This is a genomic window from Sorangium sp. So ce834, from assembly GCF_051521425.1.
GTDB lineage: Bacteria > Myxococcota_A > Polyangia > Polyangiales > Polyangiaceae > Sorangium > Sorangium cellulosum_D.
This window is the reverse complement of sequence record NZ_CP150351.1, coordinates 1,885,432-1,908,283: the sequence shown is the minus strand read 5'-3', so window position 1 is coordinate 1,908,283 and position 22,852 is coordinate 1,885,432. Positions and strand designations below refer to the sequence as shown.

The following is a 22,852-nucleotide window of genomic DNA, read 5'->3' as shown; positions in this document are numbered from 1 at the left end:
CTGCTCTGGAGATCGTCCCGTGGATATCATCGATCGTCTGGAAACCCTGGGTGTCGAGCTGACGCTGGACGGAGACGACCTGCGGGTCAGGGCGCCGCGTGGGGTGCTCTCGCCGGAGCTGAAGGAGGAGCTCAAGGCCGTCAAGGCGGCTGTCCGCGAGGTCCTCCTTCAACGTCGCGCGACCGGCAGCAGGCCGGCTCCGGACACCCCCATCGTCCCGTCGCCGCGCGACGGGGAGATCCCTCTGTCGTTCGCGCAGCAGCGGCTGTGGATCCTCGACCAGGTAGATCCCGGCAAGCCCATATACAATGTCCCTTCCGCCACTCGCCTCTGCGGGCCGCTCAGCGTCTCGGCGCTGGAGCGGAGCCTGCGCGAGATCGTGCGACGTCACGAAGCGCTGCGGACGACGTTCCCCTCGGTGGACGGGCAGCCGCGTCAGCTGATCGCTGGCGAGGTCTGCTTTGAGCTGCCGGTGGTCGACCTCGGCGCGCTCTCGGCGTCTGCCCAGCACGCCGAGGTGCACAGGCGAGCGGACGCCGACGCGCACCGGCCGTTCTCCTTGGCCGAAGGGCCGCTGTATCGAGCGACGCTGCTGCGGCTGTCCGACACGGCGCACGTCCTGCTCTGGACGATGCATCACATCATCTCCGACGGCTGGTCGGTGAGCGTCCTGCTCCGCGAGCTGTCGGCGCTCTATGAAGCCTTCTCGGCGGGGCGGCCTTCGCCGCTCCCCGAGCTGCCCATCCAGGTCGCCGATCACGCCCTTTGGCAGCGGCAGCGGCTCTCTGGCGAGCAGCTCGACGCCCAGCTCGCGTACTGGAAGCGCCAGCTCGACGGCGCGCCGCACGCCCAGGAGCTGCCCACCGACCGCCCGCGCCCAGCCGTCCAGACCTACCGGGGAGCCACCCAGCCGCTGGAGCTGTCCGGCCAGCTCTGCGCCGCCCTGCGCGCCTTGAGCCGGCGCTGCGGGGTCACGCTGTTCATGACCCTGCTCTCGGCCTTCAAGGTGCTCCTGGCCCGCTCTACCGGCCAAGACGACATCGTCGTCGGCACGCCCGTCGCCGGGCGGACCCACGTCGAGACCGAGGGGCTCATCGGCTTCTTCGTCAACACCCTGGTGCTGCGCACCGATCTGTCGGGAAACCCCACCTTCGTCGAGCTGCTCGCGCGGGTGCGGGAGGTGGCGCTCGGCGCCTATGCCCATCAGGACGTGCCCTTCGACAAGCTCGTCGAGGAGCTGGCGCCGGCGCGCGACATGAGCCGGTCTCCGCTCTTCCAGGTGATGCTCGTGCTGCAGAGCACTCCCTTTGCGGCGCTGTCGCTGGGCGACGTGACGCTCTCCCCGCTGCTCGTGCACAGCGCGACGGCGAAGCGCGACCTCACCCTCTCCCTCGACGAGGTCGACGACCGCATCGAGGGCGTTTTCGAGTACGCCACCGACCTGTTCGACGGCGAGACGATAGCGCGCATGGTCGCCCGCCTGCGCACCCTGCTCGAAGGCGTCGTGCAGGCGCCCGAGCGGCGCATACAGCAGCTGCCGCTGCTCAGCGCCGAGGAGCGCAGCACCCTGCTGCACACGTGGAACCAGACCCGGACCAGCTACCCCGAGCACGCATGCCTGCACCAGCTGTTCGAGGCGCAGGTGGACCGAACGCCGGAGGCGGCGGCGGTGGTGCTCGATGGCGAGCATCTGTCCTATCGAGCACTGAACCACAGCGCCAATCAGCTCGCGCACCGACTGCGAGCGCTGGGGGTGGGGCCAGGAGCCCGCGTCGGCCTCCTTGTCGACCGGTCGCTGTCCATGATGGCGGGGCTCTGGGCCATCCTCAAGGCCGGAGCGGCGTATGTGCCGCTCGACCCCTCGTATCCAGCCGAGCGGCTGGCACTGCTGCTCGAGGATGCCGGCGTCGAGCTGGTGCTCACCCAGCAGCGACTGGCGGCCCGGCTGCCGGCACCGGCGCCGAAGCTGCTCTGGCTCGACGCGCCAGAGCAGGCGCTGCCCCGCGAGAACGCCGACAACACGGTGAGCGGGGCCGGGCCGGACAGCCTTGCTTACGTGATGTACACCTCGGGCTCCACCGGCAAACCCAAAGGCGTGATGATCCCCCACCGCGGCCTCGTCAACTACCTTTGCTGGGCCATCGACGCATACCGCGTGAGCGAGGGCACCGGCGCACTCGTCCACTCCTCGCTCGCGTTCGACCTGACGATCACAGGGCTGCTGGCGCCGCTGCTGGTCGGCGGGCGCGTGGTGCTCGTCGCCGAGACTCACCCTCAGGCGCTCGCCGACGCGCTCAGGCGCGAGCGCGACCTGACCCTGGTCAAGCTCACGCCGGCGCACCTGACCGTGCTCGGCCAGCTGCTGCCAGTCGAGCTGGCGGCGGGGCGGGCTCGCGCCCTGGTCATCGGCGGCGAAGCGCTGACGTACGAGCAGCTCGCCTTCTTCCAGCGGCACGCGCCCCAAACTCGCCTCTTCAACGAGTACGGGCCCACCGAGACGGTCGTCGGCTGCTGCGCCTACGAGGCGCCCCAGCCAGCACCGCAGACGGGAGCGGTCCCGATCGGTCGCCCTATCGCCAACACCCGGGCCTATGTGCTCGACGCTGACCTCTCTCCGGTGCCCATCGGCGTCGTCGGCGAGCTCTATATCGGAGGTGACGGCGTCGCCCACGGCTACCTCGACCGCCCCGAGCTGACGGCCGAGAGGTTCATCCCGGACCCCTTCCAGCTCCGCGCTGGCGCTCGGATGTACAGGACCGGCGACCTGTGCCGCTGGCGCAACGACGGCCTCCTGGAATACGTGGGCCGGCGCGATCACCAGGTCAAAATCCGTGGCTACCGCATCGAGCTCGGCGAGATCGAGGCCGTGCTCCGGCAGCACCCCGCCGTGCGAGATGCCGCTGTCGTCCCGCGCGAGGACACCCCCGGCGACAGGCGGTTGGTCGCGTACCTAGCGCTACGCGACGGCGCGGCACCGGCGTCGACCGAGCTTCGCGAGCACCTGGGCAAGTCGCTCCCGGAGCCCATGATCCCTGTGTTGTTCGTCCCGCTGCCGGCCCTACCGCTGACCACCAACGGCAAGGTCGACCGACGCGCGCTGCCCGCTCCCGACGGGCGGAGCCAGGCGCCGGAGCGCTCCTTCGTCGCGCCGCGCACGCGCGTCGAAGAGGTGCTGTCCGGCGTCTGGGCCGGCGTGCTGCGCCTCGATCGCGTCGGTGTCCACGACAGCTTCTTCACGCTGGGGGGCGACTCCATCCTTGCCATTCAGGTCGTCAGTAAGGCCCGGCAGGCGGGCGTCGTCCTGTCGGTCAGACAGGTGTTCGAGCACCAGACCATCGCCGCCCTAGCGGCGGTCGCCACCCCCGCGGAGAGCACCCGGGCCGAGCAGGGACCGAGCGCCGGCGCCGTGGTGCTGACCCCTATTCAACGATGGTTCTTCGCGCAGGAGAGACCCGAGCCCAACCATTTCAACCAGGCCGTCCTGCTGAAGACCCGAGAGCCGCTGGACACGCGCGTCCTCGAGCAGGCCGTCGACCTGCTGGTGCGCCACCACGACGCGCTGCGCCTGCGCTTCGTGCGCGACGGCGCGAGCGTTCGTCAATTCCATGCAGACGCCCCGGGGCCGGCGCACGTGGCTGTCGTCGATCTCTCGTCTACTCCGCCCGGACAGCTCGCGCACGCCCTCGAGGCGGTCGCCACGGAGACCCAGGCGAGCCTGCACCTCGAGGGAGGTCCGCTCCTGCGTGTCGTGCGGATCGATCTCGGGCCAGCGCGATCAGGCCGGCTCCTGATCGTCATCCATCACCTCGCGGTCGACGGCGTGTCCTGGCGGATCCTGCTCGACGATCTCGGGACCGCCATCGCCGCGCTCCGGCGCGGCCAGGCGCCGATGCTGCCGTTGAAGACAACGTCGTTCCAGCGATGGGCCGAGCGGCTCTCGGACCATGCGCAATCCGAGGCCGTGCGCGAGGAGCTGCCCTTCTGGCTGAACATGCCTGGGCCGCGCCCTCTTCCCCTGGACATCATGGGGGGAGACAACACGGTGGCTTCTGCCAGGTCGGTGGAGGTGGCGCTCGACGCCGAGGAGACCCGCGCCCTGCTCCAGGACGTGCCCGATGTCTACCGGACCCAGATCAACGACGTGCTGCTGACAGCCGTGGCGCAGGCGCTCGCGCCGTGCATCGGGGCGCCCACGCTGCGGCTCGACCTGGAAGGGCACGGGCGCGAGGAGGTTTTTCCGGGGCTCGACGTCTCGCGCACCGTGGGCTGGTTTACGGCGTTGTTCCCCGTTGCGATCGAGGTTTCGTCCTCGTCGCCGGGACGAGCCCTGATGGCGGTCAAGGAGCAGCTCCGTCGCATTCCGCAGCATGGCCTCGGGTATGGTCTGCTCCGTTACCTGCATCCGGCCGCCAGCGCGGCGCTCGCATCCGCGCCACGCTCGGAGGTGAGCTTCAACTACCTCGGTCAGCTCGACAGCAGCATGTCGGGCTCGTCCTGCTTCGAGTGGGCCGATGAGCCGACCGGTCCGGCGCACAGCCCGCGTGGCCTCCGCCCCTACCGGCTCGACATCCAGGCCTGGGTCGCCGGAGGGCTGCTCCGGATCCGATGGACGTACAGCGAGAACCTCCATCGCAGGGCGACGATCGAGCGTCTGGCGCAGCGGTTCATGGAGGCGTTGCGCGCGCTGCTCGCGCATTGCCTGTCGCCCGAGGCGGGGGGGCGCACGCCGTCAGACTACCCCCTCGCCCGGCTCCCGCAGCCGGCGGTGGATCGGCTCGTCGGCCGGGGGCGTGACGTGGAGGATGTGTATCCACTCTCCGGCTTGCAGCACGGGCTGCTCTATCACACGTTGCGCGACCCGGCGTCGGGCATGTACGTCGAGCAGCTGACGTTCCGGATCGACGCCGGGCTCGACGTGGAAGCGCTGCATGCGGCGTGGCAGCAGGTCGTGGATCGCCACCCGATCCTGCGCACAGGCTTCGTCTGGGAGGGATTGGACGAGCCCGTTCAGGTCGTGCGCACGGGCGTGGTCCTCCCCTGGTCGGAGCTCGACCTGCGCGGGCTCACGGCAGAGGAGCAGGAGGAGCGGCTCGATGCCTTGCTCGCCGAGGACCGGGCCCGCGGCTTCGAGCTCGCACGCGCGCCGCTGGCGCGGAGCGCGCTGCTGCGGCTCACCGAGGACGCGTACCAGCTCGTGTGGAGCTATCACCACCTGCTGCTGGACGGCTGGTCGACAGCGCTGCTCTTCAAGGAGCTGCTCGCCTGCTACGAGGCTGCTCGCCGGCGGGAGGCGGCCCCCGCGCCGCTGCCGCGCCCTTATCGCGCGTACATCGCGTGGCTGCGGCAGCAGGACGTCGAGCGCTCGGAGGCGTTCTGGCGCAAGACGCTCTCCGGCTTCAAGGCGCCCACGCCGCTGCTGCCTGCCGCCCACCCTGCGGGCTCAGCCGCAGCCTCGACGCCCGCGACCAAGGAGCGCCGGCTGTCGGCCGCCGCGACAGACGCCCTGGACCGCTTGGCACGCGCCGAGGGGCTGACGCTGAGCACCCTCCTGCAGGCGGCCTGGGCGCTCCTGCTGAGCCGCTACAGCGGTGAAAGCGACGTGGTGTTCGGCGCCACGGTGTCGGGCCGCTCGGGCGGCGTCGACGGCGTGGAGGCGATGATGGGCCTGTTCATCAACACGCTTCCGGTGCGCGTCCAAGTGTCGCCGGACGTCCACCTCCTGCCCTGGCTGAGGCAGCTTCAGGCGCAGCAGGTCGAGCAGCTGGCCCATGCACACAGCCCGCTTTCTCAGGTGCAGGCGTGGAGCGACGTCCCGCGAGGACAGGCCCTGTTCGAGAGCCTCCTCGTCGTCGAGAACTACCCGGTCGACATGGTGCTGGAACAGCGGGAGAGTGGACTCGCCATCTCCGGGGTCCGCGCCCTGACACGGACGAACTACCCGCTCGTGGTGGTGGCGGTGCCGGGTCCGGAGCTCTCGATGCGGATCGGGTATGCGGCGGACCGGTTCGACGCCGCGACCATCGAGAGGACGCTGGGGCACCTGCAGACGCTGCTCGAGGGCATGGCGGCCGATCCCGCACGGCGCCTCGACGCGCTCCCGATGCTGACCAGCGCCGAGCGCCGGCAGCTGCTCTCGGACTGGAACGCCACGTCGGTGCGCTTCTCCGGGGAGGCGCGCCTCCACGAGCTGTTCGAGGCCCAGGCGGCGCGCACGCCGGATTCAGTCGCCCTGGTGTGCGGCGAGCGGCAGCTCACGTACCGGGAGCTGAATCTGCGCGCGAACCAGCTGGCACACCGCCTCGTGTCCCTGGGGGTGGAACCGGAGGTCCCGGTCGGCGTCTGCGCGGAGCGCTCGGTGGAGCTGATCCTCGGGATGATGGCCGTCCTGAAGGCGGGAGGGGCGTATCTGCCGCTCGACCCGGCCTGTCCGGAGGAGCGGCTGCGCTTCATGCTCGCGGAGGCAAGTGCGCCGGTGCTGCTCACCCAGGAGAAGCTCCTGCCGTCGCTCCCCGACACGGGGGCGACGGTCGTGGCCCTCGACGCCATCGACCTCGGCGCGGAGAGCGCATCGCAGCCCGCCTGCGCGGCCACGGAGGAGAGCCTGGCATACGTGATGTTCACCTCAGGATCCACCGGCCAGCCCAAGGGGGTGATGATCTCCCATCGCGCCATCGTCAACCACATGCGCTGGATGGCGGCGACGTGGCCGCTCGTCGCCTGCGACGCCGTGCTCCAGAAGACGCCTCTCGGCTTCGATGCCTCGATGTGGGAGATCCACGCGCCGCTGATGAGCGGCGCGCGCCTCGTCCTGGCCCGTCCTGACGCGCACGCCGACCCGTCCGGCTTGATCGATGCCGTGATCGAGCACGGGGTTACGGTGCTCCAGGTCACCCCCTCGATGCTCGAGCGCTTGGTCGAGGAGCCCGCGCTCGAGCGATGCACCGGCCTCTCGCGCATCTACTCCGGCGGAGAGGCGCTGAGCCGCGCGCTCGCCGAGCGCCTTTTCCGCCGGCTCCCGTCTGCCACGCTGGTGAACCTCTACGGTCCGACCGAGGCGACCATCGACGCGACCTGCTGGAGCTGCGAGCGCGGCGCTCCGGACGCCGCCTGGGAGCCGATCGGCCGCCCCATCGCGAACATGAGAGCCTACGTGCTCGATACGGCCATGCTGCCCGTGCCGATCGGCGTATCCGGCGAGCTCTATCTCGGGGGCGCGGGCCTCGCGCGCGGCTATCTGAACCGCCCCGAGCTGACGGCGGAGCGGTTTGTCGCCGATCCGTTCCATGAGCGCCCGGGGGCCTTGCTGTACAGGACAGGAGACCTGTGCCGGTGGCGCTGCGACGGGGTGATCGAGTTCCTGGGCCGGCGCGATCATCAGGTGAAGGTTCGGGGGCACCGCATCGAGCTCGGGGAGATCGAGGCGGTCCTATCGCAGCACCCGACGGTGCGGCAGGCGGCCGTCCTGGCGCGCAAGGACGCGCGCGGGGACACGCGTCTCGTCGCGTACGTGGTGGCGCGCGAGAGCGTCGCGCCGCAGGCAGCAGAGCTGCGCAGCCACCTGAGAAGATCGCTCCCGGACGCCATGATCCCCGCAGCGTTCGTCGGGCTCGCGGCGATGCCGCTGACGCCGAACGGCAAGATCGATCGCGAAGCCCTGCCGGGGCCCTCCCTGGAGGCACGAGCCGAGCGAGAGGTGGTGTTCGTCGCCCCGCGTACGCAGGTGGAAGAGCTGCTCTCGGGGCTGTTCGCCGAGGTGCTGGGGGTCGAGCAGGTGGGCGTGCTCGACGACTTCTTCGCGCTCGGAGGGCACTCGCTGCTCGCGATGCAGCTGCTCTCGCGGCTCCGCGCCCGCTTCGCCGTGGATCTGCCGCTCCGCGCGCTGTTCGAGGCGCCGACGGTGGCCGGGCTGTCGGGGCGGGTCGAGGCGGCGCGGCGCAGCGGCGCGCCGCTGCCGCCGCCGCTCGTGCCCGCCGGGCGCGGAGGGCCTCTACCCCTGTCGTTCGCGCAGCAGCGGCTGTGGTTCCTCGAGCAGCTGGAGCCGCACAGCGCGCTGTACGTCATCGCCGCGGCGGCGAGGCTCGACGGCCCGCTCGACCCGGCCGCGCTCGAGCAGAGCATGGCGGAGATCGTGCGGCGGCATGAAGCCCTGCGGACGAGGTTCCCGGTGGTCGACGGCCAGGCGCATCAGACCATCGACAGCGAGCCCACGATGAAGCTCACGGTGGTCGACCTCGAAGCGCTGGCCGCCGACGCGCAGCAAGCGGAGGTGCGCAGGCGGGCAGAGGCCGAGGCGCGCACGCCGTTTTCGCTGGCCGAAGGGCCGCTGCTGCGGGCGACGCTCCTGCGGCTGTCGGAGCGACAGCACGCGCTGGTCGTGTGCATGCATCACATCGTGTCCGACGGTTGGTCGACGACCATCCTGGTGCGAGAGCTGTCGGCGTTGTACGAGGCGTACGCGGCGGGCCGTCCCTCGCCCCTGCCCGAGCTGCCGGTCCAGGTCGCGGATCACGCGGTCTGGCAGCGCAGCTGGCTCAGCGGCGAGGTGCTCGACGCACAGCTGTCCTACTGGAGGCGGCAGCTGGGCGGGGCGCCGCCTGTGCTGGAGCTGCCGGTGGACCGGTCGCGGAGGGCGGCGCCATCCTACCGGGGAGCGACGCAGCGGCTCGAGCTGTCGCCCGAGCTGGCGGCGGCGCTGCGGGCGCTGAGCCGACGGCACGGGGCGACGCTGTTCATGACGCTGCTGGCGGCCTTCGACGTGCTGCTGTTCCGCTACACGGCGCAGACCGACATCGTCGTCGGCACCCCGGTCGCCGGTCGCACGCCAGTCGAGGTCGAGGGGCTGATCGGCCTGTTCGTCAACACCCTCGCCCTGCGCGTGGACGTATCGCAAGATCCGGCGTTCGAGGAGCTGCTCGGGCGCGTGCGCGAGGTCACCCTGAGCGCTTACGACCACCAGGATATGCCCTTCGAGCAGCTCGTGGAGGAGCTCGCGCCGGCGCGCGACATGGGCCGGTCGCCCCTCTTCCAGGTCATGTTCGTGCTGCAGAACGCGCCGGCGGCGGAGCTGTCCCTGGGCCAGGCGCGGCTCTCGACGCTCCCCGTCGAGAGCGCGACGGCCAAGTTCGACCTCACCCTGTCGCTCCAGGAGACCGAGCACCGCATCGAGGGAGCGTTCGAGTACGCCACCGACCTGTTCGACGCCGCGACCGTCGCCCGCATGGCCGGCCACTTCCAGACCCTGCTGGAAGGCATCGTGAATGCGCCGCACCGGCGCATATCGGAGCTGCCGCTCCTCACCGAAGCGGAGCGGGAGCAGGTGCTCGTCGCCTGGAACGACACGAAGGCCGAGCTCCCCCGCGAGCGCAGCATCCACGACCTGTTCGAAGCGCAGGTGGAGAGGACGCCCGACGCCGTGGCGGTGGTTTTCGAAGGGCAACAGCTCTCGTACCGGGAGCTGAGCCAGAGGTCCTGCCAGCTCGCGCATCAGCTGACATCAATGGGGGTAGGTCCGGAGGTGCTGGTCGCGCTCTGCGTCGAGCGGTCGCTGGACATGGTGGTGGGGCTCCTCGGGATCCTCAAGGCGGGAGGCGCGTATGTGCCGCTCGACCCGACCTACCCCGAGGAGCGCCTCGCCTTCCAGCTGGAGGACGCGGGCGTCTCCGTGCTCCTCACAGAGGAGCGATATGCCGGCGAGCTGCCGCGGCGCCGGGCTCGGCTGCTCTCCATGGACGTAGACCGGGCGGCCATCGCCCGGCAAAGCGTGGAGGGCTGGCGAGGAGTGTCGGCGCCGGACAACCTCGCCTACGTGATTTACACTTCGGGATCGAGCGGAGTCCCCAAAGGGGTCTCGATCCCGCACCGCGCCGTCGTCAACTTTCTCCATGACATGCGAGCGCGGCTGGGGCTCGAGGGGGCGGACCGGTTGCTCGCGGTGACGAGCCTGTCGTTCGACATCGCCGGACTGGAGCTCTTCCTGCCGCTGTGCTCGGGCGCGTGTGTCGAGGTGGTGAGCCGCGAGACGGCCTCGGATGGGGAGGCGCTCCGCGCTCGGCTCGCTCGGTCCCGATGCACCGCGATCCAAGCCACCCCTGCGACCTACAAGCTGCTCCTGGAAGCGGGGTGGGAGGGAGATCGGAACCTCAAGATCTTGGTCGGCGGTGAGGCGGTGCCCCGCGCGCTCGCGGACGCCCTCCTCGATCGTGCAGCCTCGGTGTGGAACATGTACGGTCCTACCGAGACGACGATCTGGTCGTGCGTGCACCCGATCGACAGGCGCGGCGGCCCCGTGCCGATCGGGCGTCCGATCGCGAATACCTCGGTTTATCTCCTCGATGGCGGGCTCTGCCCTGTCCCGGTCGGCGTGCCCGGCGAGCTCTACATCGGCGGCGCGGGCCTCGCGCGCGGGTATCATCGCCGCCCGGCGCTGACCGCCGAAAGGTTCGTCGTGGATCCGTTCTCCTCCGAGCCGGGAGCCCGGATGTACAGGACCGGTGACCTGTGCCGCTGGTCGGTCGACGGAACGCTGGAGTACCTGGGCCGGCTGGATCATCAGGTGAAGGTCCGCGGCTTCCGTCTCGAGCTCGGGGAGATCGAGGCGGTCCTATCGCAGCACCCGACGGTGCGGGAGGCGGTGGTCGTCGCGCGCGACGGTGCGCCGGGGGACACGCGGCTCCTCGCGTATTTCGTCGCCCGCGAGGGCGCGACCCCCGGGTCAGCCGAGCTGCGCCGCCATCTGCAAGCCAGGCTCCCGGAATACATGATTCCGCACGCGTTCGTGGAGCTCGAGGCGCTTCCGCTGACGCCGAACGGCAAGATCGATCGCAAGGTCCTCATGGCGCGTCCTCCGGCTCCACCGGCGCACGAGGACGGCCGGGTCGCCCCGCGTACGCAGGTGGAAGAGCTGCTCTCGGGGCTGTTCGCCGAGGTGCTGGGGGTCGAGCAGGTGGGCGTGCACGACGACTTCTTCGCGCTCGGAGGGCACTCGCTGCTCGCGATGCAGCTGCTCTCGCGGCTCCGCGCCCGCTTCGCCGCGGATCTGCCGCTCCGCGCGCTGTTCGAGGCGCCGACGGTGGCCGGGCTGTCGGGGCGGGTCGAGGCGGCGCGGCGCAGCGGCGCGCCGCTGCCGCCGCCGCTCGTGCCCGCCGGGCGCGGAGGGCCTCTACCCCTGTCGTTCGCGCAGCAGCGGCTGTGGTTCCTCGAGCAGCTGGAGCCGCACAGCGCGCTGTACGTCATCGCCGCGGCGGCGAGGCTCGACGGCCCGCTCGACCCGGCCGCGCTCGAGCAGAGCATGGCGGAGATCGTGCGGCGGCATGAAGCCCTGCGGACGAGGTTCCCGGTGGTCGACGGCCAGGCGCATCAGACCATCGACAGCGAGCCCACGATGAAGCTCACGGTGGTCGACCTCGAAGCGCTGGCCGCCGACGCGCAGCAAGCGGAGGTGCGCAGGCGGGCAGAGGCCGAGGCGCGCACGCCGTTTTCGCTGGCCGAAGGGCCGCTGCTGCGGGCGACGCTCCTGCGGCTGTCGGAACGACAGCACGCGCTGGTCGTGTGCATGCATCACATCGTGTCCGACGGTTGGTCGACGACCATCCTGGTGCGAGAGCTGTCGGCGTTGTACGAGGCGTACGCGGCGGGCCGTCCCTCGCCCCTGCCCGAGCTGCCGGTCCAGGTCGCGGATCACGCGGTCTGGCAGCGCAGCTGGCTCAGCGGCGAGGTGCTCGACGCACAGCTGTCCTACTGGAGGCGGCAGCTGGGCGGGGCGCCGCCTGTGCTGGAGCTGCCGGTGGACCGGTCGCGGAGGGCGGCGCCATCCTACCGGGGAGCGACGCAGCGGCTCGAGCTGTCGCCCGAGCTGGCGGCGGCGCTGCGGGCGCTGAGCCGACGGCACGGGGCGACGCTGTTCATGACGCTGCTGGCGGCCTTCGACGTGCTGCTGTTCCGCTACACGGCGCAGACCGACATCGTCGTCGGCACCCCGGTCGCCGGTCGCACGCCGGTCGAGGTCGAGGGGCTGATCGGCCTGTTCGTCAACACCCTCGCCCTGCGCGTGGACGTATCGCAAGATCCGGCGTTCGAGGAGCTGCTCGGGCGCGTGCGCGAGGTCACCCTGAGCGCTTACGACCACCAGGATATGCCCTTCGAGCAGCTCGTGGAGGAGCTCGCGCCGGCGCGCGACATGGGCCGGTCGCCCCTCTTCCAGGTCATGTTCGTGCTGCAGAACGCGCCGGCGGCGGAGCTGTCCCTGGGCCAGGCGCGGCTCTCGACGCTCCCCGTCGAGAGCGCGACGGCCAAGTTCGACCTCACCCTGTCGCTCCAGGAGACCGAGCACCGCATCGAGGGAGCGTTCGAGTACGCCACCGACCTGTTCGACGCCGCGACCGTCGCCCGCATGGCCCGCCACTTCCAGACCCTGCTGGAAGGCATCGTGAATGCGCCGCACCGGCGCATATCGGAGCTGCCGCTCCTCACCGAAGCGGAGCAACATTGGCTGGTCCGGGAGTGTAACGACACGCAGATGTGGATCCCCGAGGAAGCGACTCTCCACGCGCTCCTCGAGGCGCAAGTGGAGAGGACGCCCGACGCCGTGGCGGTGGTGTTCGAAGGGCAGCAGCTCTCGTACCGGGAGCTGAACCGTCGCGCCAATCGTCTCGCCCATCGTCTCGCCTCTTTCGGGGTGGGCCCCGAGACGATGGTCGGCCTCCATGTGGAGCGGTCGCTGGACATGGTGGTGGGGCTCCTCGGGATCCTCAAGGCCGGCGGCGCCTGCGTCCCGATCGACCCGAGCTACCCCCAGGAGCGCCTCCACGCCATGCTCCAGGACAGCGCCCCTCCTGTCGTGGTCACCCAGGCGAAGCTCGCAGGCGCGCTGCCTCCCAGCCCTGCCGCAGTCATCTGCTTCGATCCGAGCGGAGAGAGCGCCATCGAGGAGAAATGCCAGGAAAACCCCACAAGCGGAGTCAGGCCCGATGACCTCGCTTATGTGCTCTTCACCTCCGGCTCAGAGGGCAGACCCAAAGGGGTGCAGCTCCACCACCGCGGCCTCGTCAACTTCGCCATCGCGGCCGCAGCGCGATTCGGCTTCACGGCAGCGGACCGGGTGCTCCAGTTCTCCTCGATGAGCTTTGACGCTCACATCGAGGAAGTCTTCCCCGCGTTTCTGGTGGGCGCCGCCGTGCTGCTCCGGGGCGACGAGCTGAGCGCCTCGACCGCATCTTTCTCGAGGTGGCTCGTGGAGCGGGCGGTCACGGTCGTGAATCTGCCGACCGCCTACTGGCACGAGTGGGTGCGCGACCTCGCGGCCTCGGGCCAGGCGCTGCCCGAGACGCTCCGCGCCGTGATCGTCGGCGGCGAGCAGCTCCAGGCGAGCGCCTACGCGCGCTGGGTCAAGGTGCCGGGGGCCAGGCGGGTGCGCTGGTTCAACGCCGCCGCGCCCACCGAGTGCTCGGTGGACGCCTTCGTCCACGAGGGCGATCCGTCGGCGGAGGAGCTCCCGGACGAGGTCCCGATCGGGCGACCGCTCGGCAACGTCAGCGGGCACGTCCTCGACCAAGCCCTGAATCCGGTCCCGATCGGCGTCGCGGGGGAGTGGGTGATCGGCGGCCTCGGCGTCGCCCGGGGCTACCTGAACCGGCCCGAGCAGACGGCGGCGGCGTTTGTACCCGACCGGTTCAGCGACACGCCCGGCGCGCGTCTCTACCGCACCGGCGATCGCGCCCGGCGCACGGCCAGCGGCGACATCGTGCTCTTGGGGCGGCGCGATCAGCAGGTGAAGGTGCGCGGGTATCGCGTCGAGCTCGGCGAGGTCGAGGCCGTGCTCGCGCAGCACCCGGCGGTAGCGCAGGCTGCCGTCGTCGCCCGAGAGGACGAGCCCGGACAGAAGCGGCTCGTCGCCTACGTGGTGCTCGCCGAAGGCGCGCGCTGCGGGCCTGACGAGCTCAAGGCGTTCGCCAAGCTCAAGGTTCCCGACTTCATGATCCCTTCGGCGTTCGTGGTGCTCGCGGCGATGCCGCTCTCCCCGAACGGCAAGGTCGACCGGCTGGCACTTCCACACCCCTCGGCGGCGCGACCCGAGCAAGAGGAGGCGTTCGTCGCACCGCGCACGCCGATAGAAGAGCTCCTGGCAGGTCTTTTTGCCGAGGTGCTCGGGCTCGATAGGGTGGGCATCTTCGACGGCTTCTTCGCGCTCGGGGGTCACTCGCTCCTGGCGACACGGCTGCTCTCGCGTATCCGGTCGACGTTTTCGGTCGAGGTGCCGCTGCGCGCCCTGTTCGAGGCGCCGACGGTCGCGGGGCTCCTCGCGCCGATCGAGGCGGCGCGGCGCGGGGGAGCGGCGGTGTGCCCGTCCATCGAGCCTGTCGCGCGCGAGGGAGAGATCCCTCTGTCGTTCGCGCAGCAGCGGCTGTGGTTCCTCGATCAGCTGGTCCCGAACCATCCATTCTACAACGTGCCGGAGGCGCTGCGGATGGACGGGCCGCTCAGCGTCTCGGCGCTGGAGCGGAGCCTGCGCGAGATCGTGCGACGTCACGAAGCGCTGCGGACGACGTTCCCCTCGGTGGACGGGCAGCCGCGTCAGCTGATCGCTGGCGAGGTCTGCTTCGAGCTGCCGGTGGTCGACCTCGCGGCGCTCTCGGCGTCTGCCCAGCACGCCGAGGTGCACAGGCGAGCGGAAGCTGAAGCGCACCGGCCGTTCTCCTTGGCCGAAGGGCCGCTGTATCGAGCGACGCTGCTGCGGCTGTCCGACACGGCGCACGTCCTGCTCTGGACGATGCATCACATCATCTCCGACGGCTGGTCGGTGAGCGTCCTGCTCCGCGAGCTGTCGGCGCTCTATGAAGCCTTCTCGGCGGGGCGGCCTTCGCCGCTCCCCGAGCTGCCCATCCAGGTCGCCGATCACGCCCTCTGGCAGCGGCAGCGGCTCTCTGGCGAGCAGCTCGACGCCCAGCTCGCGTACTGGAAGCGCCAGCTCGACGGCGCGCCGCACGCCCAGGAGCTGCCCACCGACCGCCCGCGCCCAGCCGTCCAGACCTACCGGGGAGCCACCCAGCCGCTGGAGCTGTCCGGCCAGCTCTGCGCCGCCCTGCGCGCCTTGAGCCGGCGCTGCGGGGTCACGCTGTTCATGACCCTGCTCTCGGCCTTCAAGGTGCTCCTGGCCCGCTCTACCGGCCAAGACGACATCGTCGTCGGCACGCCCGTCGCCGGGCGGACGCACGTCGAGACCGAGGGGCTCATCGGCTTCTTCGTCAACACCCTGGTGCTGCGCACCGATCTGTCGGGAAACCCCACCTTCGTCGAGCTGCTCGCGCGGGTGCGGGAGGTGGCGCTCGGCGCCTATGCCCATCAGGACGTGCCCTTCGACAAGCTCGTCGAGGAGCTGGCGCCGGCGCGCGACATGAGCCGATCTCCGCTCTTCCAGGTGATGCTCGTGCTGCAGAACACTCCCTTTGCGGCGCTGTCGCTGGGCGACGTGACGCTCTCCCCGCTGCTCGTGCGCAGCGCGACGGCGAAGCGCGACCTCACCCTCTCCCTCGAGGAGGTCGACGACCGCATCGAGGGCGTTCTTGAGTACGCCACCGACCTGTTCGACGGCGAGACGATAGCGCGCATGGTCGCCCGCCTGCGCACCCTGCTCGAAGGCGTCGTGCAGGCGCCCGAGCGGCGCATACAGCAGCTGCCGCTGCTCAGCGCCGAGGAGCGCAGCACCCTGCTGCAGACGTGGAACCAGACCCGGACCAGCTACCCCGAGCACGCATGCCTGCACCAGCTGTTCGAGGCGCAGGTGCACCGAACGCCGGAGGCGGCGGCGGTGGTGCTCGATGGCGAGCATCTGTCCTATCGAGCGCTGAACCACAGCGCCAATCAGCTCGCGCACCGACTGCAAGCGCTGGGGGTGGGGCCAGGAGCCCGCGTCGGGCTCCTCGTCGACCGGTCGCTGTCCATGATGGCGGGGCTCTGGGCCATCCTCAAGGCCGGAGCGGCGTATGTGCCGCTCGACCCCTCGTATCCAGCCGAGCGGCTGGCACTGCTGCTCGAGGATGCCGGCGTCGAGCTGGTGCTCACCCAGCAGCGGCTGGCGGCCCGGCTGCCGGCACCGGCGCCGAAGCTGCTCTGGCTCGACGCGCCAGAGCAGGCGCTGCCCCGCGAGAACGCCGACAACACGGTGAGCGGGGCCGGGCCGGACAGCCTTGCTTACGTGATGTACACCTCGGGCTCCACCGGCAAACCCAAAGGGGTGATGATCCCCCACCGCGGCCTCGTCAACTACCTTTGCTGGGCCATCGACGCATACCGCGTGAGCGAGGGCACCGGTGCACTGGTCCACTCCTCGCTCGCGTTCGACCTGACGATCACAGGGCTGCTGGCGCCGCTGCTGGTCGGCGGGCGCGTGGTGCTCGTCGCCGAGACTCACCCTCAGGCGCTCGCCGACGCGCTCAGGCGCGAGCGCGACCTGACCCTGGTCAAGCTCACGCCGGCGCACCTGACCGTGCTCGGCCAGCTGCTGCCAGTCGAGCTGGCGGCGGGGCGGGCTCGCGCCCTGGTCATCGGCGGCGAAGCGCTGACGTACGAGCAGCTCGCCTTCTTCCAGCGGCACGCGCCCCAAACTCGCCTCTTCAACGAGTACGGGCCCACCGAGACGGTCGTCGGCTGCTGCGCCTACGAGGCGCCCCAGCCAGCACCGCAGACGGGAGCGGTCCCGATCGGTCGCCCTATCGCCAACACCCGGGCCTATGTGCTCGACGCTGACCTCTCTCCGGTGCCCATCGGCGTTGTCGGCGAGCTCTATATCGGAGGTGACGGCGTCGCCCACGGCTACCTCAACCGCCCCGAGCTGACGGCCGAGAGGTTCATCCCGGACCCCTTCCAGCTCCGCGCTGGCGCTCGGATGTACAGGACCGGCGACCTGTGCCGCTGGCGCTCCGACGGCCTCCTGGAATACGTGGGCCGGCGCGATCACCAGGTCAAAATCCGCGGCTACCGCATCGAGCTCGGCGAGATCGAGGCCGTGCTCCGGCAGCACCCCGCCGTGCGAGATGCCGCTGTCGTCCCGCGCGAGGACACCCCCGGCGACAGGCGGCTGGTCGCGTACGTCGCGGCCGTCGAGCCCGAGCAGCCACCCGCGGAGCCGGACTCCGTCACTCGTGCGACGCAGGTCTCGGAGTGGAACGCGGTGTTCGATGACAGCTACCGCCGGCCAGCGCCGGATCACGACCCGACCTTCAACACCCAGGGCTGGAACAGCAGCTATACTCAGGAGCCCATCCCTCAGGAGGTCATGCGCGCGTGGCGCGATCACACCGTCCAGCGCATCCTCACCCTCGCGCCCGCTCGGGTCTGGGAGATCGGCTGCGGTACGGGCCTCTTGCTCTTCGCGGTGGCGCCGCGATGCTCCGTCTACCTGGGCACGGATTTCTCCCGGGCTGCCCTCGACCTGCTCCGGCCCACCGTCGAGCGGCTCGGCCTCGACCACGTCGCCCTCGCGCGCCGCGAGGCGAGCGATTTCAACGGCATGGAGGCCCGGCAGTTCGACGCCGTGATCCTCAACTCGACGGTGCAGTACTTCCCTGACCAGGCTTATCTCCGGGCCGTGCTGGAAGGCGCGGTGCGCGCCGTTGTGCCCGGAGGTTTCGTGTTCATCGGCGACGTGCGGAGCCTCCCGCTGCTCGATACGTTCCACGCCTCGGTGGAGCTTTGCCGAGCTCCGCCGGAGCTGCCGCTCGCGGCGCTGGGCGAGCGGGTCCGCCAGAGAATGCTGGCGGAATCGGAGCTGGTCCTCGACCCCGAGTACTTCCACGACATCTGCCGCGAGATCCCGGGTCTCTCCCACGCGGATATCGCGCTCAAGCGCGGCTGCGGCGGCGATGAGATGCTCCGCTATCGCTACGATGTCGTCCTGCACGTCGGAGAGGCCCGCGCGCCGGTTTCGATCTCCGCCTCCCGGGCGTGGACCGAGCTCGAAGGCGGCCTCGCGGGGCTCGAGCGGTGGCTCGTCGAGCAGCGGGTCGAGAGCGCCGAGGTCCTCGCGATCCCGAACGCCCGCGTCCACGCCGACACGTGGGCCCTGGGCCGGCTCGACGCCGTCGATGGCGACGCGACCGCGGGCGCGCTCTCGCGTCGGGCCGCGCTCGCCGCGACGGCAGCCGTGGATCCGGAGTCGCTCTTCGCGCTCGGCGAGCGGCTAGGCTACGCGGTGCGCGCCACGTGGTCGCGCGCCCGGCCGCCGGACCACATCGACGTGCTCTTCGAGCCCGCCGGGCCAGCGGCGGGGCGCCGGCCCTGGACCTCGGGGCGACCGCCTCACGGCGCCCGATCCGGCCTTCCGCGCGCCAATCAACCGCTCCGCGCCCGGCAGGCGCAATCGCTCATCCCGTCGCTGCGGGCGCACGTGCAGGAGACGCTGCCGGCCTTCATGGTGCCTGCTGCGTTCGTGGAGCTCGGCCGGCTGCCGCTCACGCCGAACGGCAAGGTCGACCGCAACGCGCTCCCAGCGCCCGAGCTGCTGCGACCCGAGCAGGAGGGCGGCCTCGTCGCGCCGCGCACACCGGTGGAAGAGCTGATAACCGGCCTCTTCGCCGAGGTGCTGCGCCGCGACCGGGTGAGCCTCTCCGACGACTTCTTCGCGCTCGGAGGGCACTCGCTCCTGGCCACGCAGCTCATTTCTCGTCTCCGCAGCAGCTTCGCGGTGGAGCTGCCGGTGCGCGCGCTGTTCGAAGCGCCCACGGCCCTGGCCCTCGCCGAGCGGGTCGAGGCTGCCCGCCGCGGCGGCGCGCCGCTCCCCCCGCCGCTCAAGCCGAGGGAGCGCGGGAGTGAGCTGCCGCTGTCGTTCGCCCAGCAGCGCCTTTGGTTCCTCGAGCAGATGCAGCCGGACAGCGCGCTCTACAACATCCCCTTCGCGGTGCGGCTGGAAGGCCCGCTCGACGTCGCGGCGCTGGAGCGAAGCTTCTTCGAAATCGTGCGGCGCCACGAGGCGCTCCGGACCACGTTCCCCTCCCGGCGCGGCCAGCCGCGCCAAGTGATCGCCGGCGAGCCCAGCTTCTCGCTACCGATCTGCGACCTCGCGGCGCTCCCGGTCCCGGAGCAGGAGGCCGAGGTGCGGCGGCGCGCCGAGGAAGATGCCGACCGGCCGTTCTCTTTGGCCGAAGGGCCGCTCCTCCGGGCGGCGCTGCTGCGGCTCTCGGAGAGCGCGCACGTGCTGCTCGTGTCGCTGCACCACATCGTGTCCGACGGCTGGTCGATGGGCGTGCTCGTGCGGGAGCTCTGCTCGCTGTACGAGGCGTTCTCGGCGGGGCAGCCCGCTGCGCTGCCCGAGCTTCCCCTCCAGGTGGCGGATCACGCCCTCTGGCAGCGGCAGTGGCTCTCGGGCGACGTGCTCGAAGCGCAGCTCGCCTACTGGAGGAGGCAGCTCGGCGGTGCGCCGCCCCTGCTGGCCCTGCCGACGGATCGGCCGCGGCCGCCCTTGAAGAGCTACCGCGGGGCGGCGCGTCCGGTGGCGCTGCGCCCGGAGCTCTGCGCGGCCCTCCGGGCGCTCGGCCGGCGGCACAACGTGACGCTCTTCATGACCGTGCTCGCGGCGCTCAATGTGCTCCTTTCACGCTACGCAGGGCAGGAGGACATCGTGGTGGGCACGCCGATCGCGGGCCGAAACCAGGTGGAGATCGAGGGGCTGATCGGGTTCTTCGTCAACACGCTGGCGCTGCGCACCGACCTGTCGGGCGAGCCGACCTTCTTGGAGCTCCTGGCGCGGGTGCGAGAGGTCACGCTGGAGGCGTACGCGCACCAGGAGCTGCCGTTCGAGAAGCTCGTCGAGGAGCTCGCGCCGGCGCGGGATCTCGGCCGCTCGCCGCTGTTCCAGGTGATGTTCGTGCTGCAGAACGCGCCGTCGCCCGAGCTCAGGCTGGGCGAGGCGAGGCTCTCTCCGCTGCCGCTCGCGACCACGACGGCGAAGTTCGATCTGCTGCTGTCGCTCGAGGAGGGAGACCAGGGCCTGGTGGGCAGCGTGGAGTACGCCACGGACCTCTTCGAGGGCGCGACCATCGCGCGTATGATGTCCGACCTTCAAACGCTGCTGGAAGGGATCGTGAAGGAGCCCAATCGCAGCATCGGAGAGCTCTCGCTCTTCACGCCGGAGGAGCGACGACGGCTGCTCTGGGCATGGAACGACACGAAGATCGAGCGTCCGCAGGACCCTTGTGTCCACGAGCTGCTCGAGGCGCAGGTCGAGAGGACGCCCGACGCCGTCGCGGTGCAGCTCGGAGGAGAGCAGCTCTCGTATCGGGAGCTGAACCGGCGCGCCAATCGGCTCGCACACCATCTCCGGTCGCTCGGGGTGGGCCCGGACGTGCTCGTCGGGCTCTGCGCCGAGCGATCGCCCGGGGCGATGGTGGCGCTCCTCGGCGTCCTCAAGGCGGGCGGGGCCTACGTGCCCATCGATCCGTCCTACCCTGGAGCGCGCATCGCGGCGATGCTCGAGGACGCAGCGACGCCCGTGGTCCTGACCCAGGCGAGCCTCGCCCCACGCCTGCCGCCGAGCGGCGCCAGCATCGTCTGTCTCGATACCGACGGAGAGAGCTGGTCGCGGGCACCGGAGGACAATCCCGCTCCGAGCACGACGCCGGACGAGCTCGCCTACGTGCTCTACACGTCGGGGTCGACCGGCGAGCCCAAGGGGGTCGCGATGCCGCACCGCCCGCTCGCGAACCTGCTCTTCTGGCAGCTCCGCAGCTTCGGGCACCCCGGCGCGGCGAGGACGCTGCAGTTTGCCTCGATGAGCTTCGACGTCTCGTTTCAGGAGATCTTCTCCACGTGGTGCTCGGGCGGCACGCTCGTCCTGCTGGGCGACGACGATCGCCGCGATCCGTCGCGCTTGCTGCACTGGCTCGACGAGCTCTCGGTGGAGAGGGCGTATCTGCCCCCGGTCATGCTGCAGCAGGTCGCTGAGGCAGCGGCGCGCGAGGGGCGCGCGCCCCGGGCGCTGCGCGAGATCACGACGGCAGGCGAGCAGCTCATCGTCACGCGCGCGATCGCCGATCTGCTGGCCGCCCTGCCGGGCTGCTCGCTTCAGAACCACTACGGCCCCACCGAGGCGCACGTGGTCACGGCCTTCACCCTGCCCGAGCGCCCGGAGCTCGGCCCGGCGCCCATCGGGCGGCCGATCGACAACGTGCGGATTCACCTCCTGGACAGGCATCTCGAGCCGGTGCCGATCGGCGTCGCCGGGGAGCTCTACATTGGCGGCGGCTGCCTGGCCCGGGGGTACTGGAGGCGCCCCGAGCTCACGAGGCAGCGGTTCCTCCCCGATCCTCACGGGGGCGAGCCGGGGGCGCGCCTCTACAGGACCGGCGACCTGGCGCGGTACCGGCCCGACGGCAGCATCGAGTTCCTCGGCCGCGTTGATCGTCAAGTGAAGCTCCGAGGCTTCCGGATCGAGCTCGGCGAGATCGATGCGGCGCTGACCCGGCACCCCAACGTGCACGAGGCCGCCGTCGTCCTGCGCGAGGACGCGCCTGGCGACAGGCGCCTGGTCGCGTACATGGTGCCGCGCGGCGCGGCGGAGGCGACCGCCGAGGTGCGCAGCCACCTGCAAGGCGAGCTCCCGGCATACATGATCCCAGCGGCGTTCGTGTGGCTCGAGGCGATGCCGCTCACCTCCAACGGCAAGCTCGACCACGGGGCCCTCCCGGCACCCGGAGCGGCGCAGATCGAGCGCGACGCCCTCCTCGCTCCACGCGATACGCTGGAGCTGGAGCTCGTCAGGATCTGGGAGGAGCTCCTCACCGTGCGGCCCGTGGGCATTCGCGACGACTTCTTCGCGCTCGGGGGGCATTCCCTCCTGGCAGCGCAGCTGATGGCGCGCATTCACGAGCGGTTCGGACAGGCGTTCCCCCTCTCCACGCTGTTCCAGGGGTCGACCGTGGAAGCGCTGGCACGACCGCTGCGTGAGCGGGCGCGCCCGCGCCCCTGGGCACCGCTGGTCACGATCCAGCCGGCCGGGGCGGGGCGTCCGTTCTTCTGCGTCCACCCCGGAGGTGGCAATGTCCTTTGCTACGCCGACCTCGCCCGCCACCTGGGGCAGGACCGCCCGTTCTACGGCTTTCAGGCCAGGGGTATCGAGGACGACCAGCAACCCCACCACCGGATCGAGGACATGGCTGCGCAGTACGTCGAGGCGCTGCGCGCCGTGCAGCCCGAAGGCCCCTACCTGCTGGGAGGCTGGTCGCTGGGAGGGCACGTGGCCTTCGAGATGGCCCATCAACTCCTGCAAGACGGGCAGCGGGTCGATTTCCTGGCCATGCTCGACTCGTCAGCGTCGGGACCTGCGGCGTCCCCTCCGGAGCCGGCAGAGGACGACGTGCGCATTCTCGTCGAGCTCGCCCGCGGCTTCGAGGTGTCGATCTCTGACGACGACCTCCGCGGGCTCGGGCCCGACGACCAGGTCGGCTATCTCGTGGACTGCATCGTCCGGCAGAACCTCTTGCCTCCGGGGTTCAGCGTCCTCCAGGCGAGACGCATCGCCAGGCTCGTCAGGGCCGGCGTTCAGGCGCTGGAGCATTACACGCCGCGCTTCTACCCCGAGCGAATCACGCTGTTCCGGGCCAGCGAACAGCCGGCGCCGCCCGCGCTCGAAGGTGCTCAGCCGGCGGTCCTGGATCCGACCGCGGGTTGGAGGGAGCTCTCGCCGCACCCGGTCGAGGTCCACGAGGTGCCCGGCACCCACCACACCATGGTCAGGGAGCCTCATGTCCGGATCCTCGCGTCGCGGCTCAGGCGATGCCTCCTCGCGGTTGACCCGCTGCCCTCCGGCGTGACTCAGGCAGCCGCCTGATCCGGCCGCACACGCCGGGATGATGGCGCGGCTCCG

Annotated in this window: 1 protein-coding gene; it reads left to right on the top strand. The window is 70.9% G+C overall.

Going from position 1 to position 22,852, the window contains the following annotated elements; genetic code table 11:
- Window positions 1-19 precede the first annotated feature (19 nt).
- On the top strand, window positions 20-22,816 hold the full coding sequence (locus WMF20_RS06940) for a non-ribosomal peptide synthase/polyketide synthase (RefSeq protein ID WP_437611744.1): 22,797 nt from the start codon (window positions 20-22) through the stop codon (window positions 22,814-22,816).
- The last annotated feature ends 36 nt before the right edge of the window (window positions 22,817-22,852 follow it).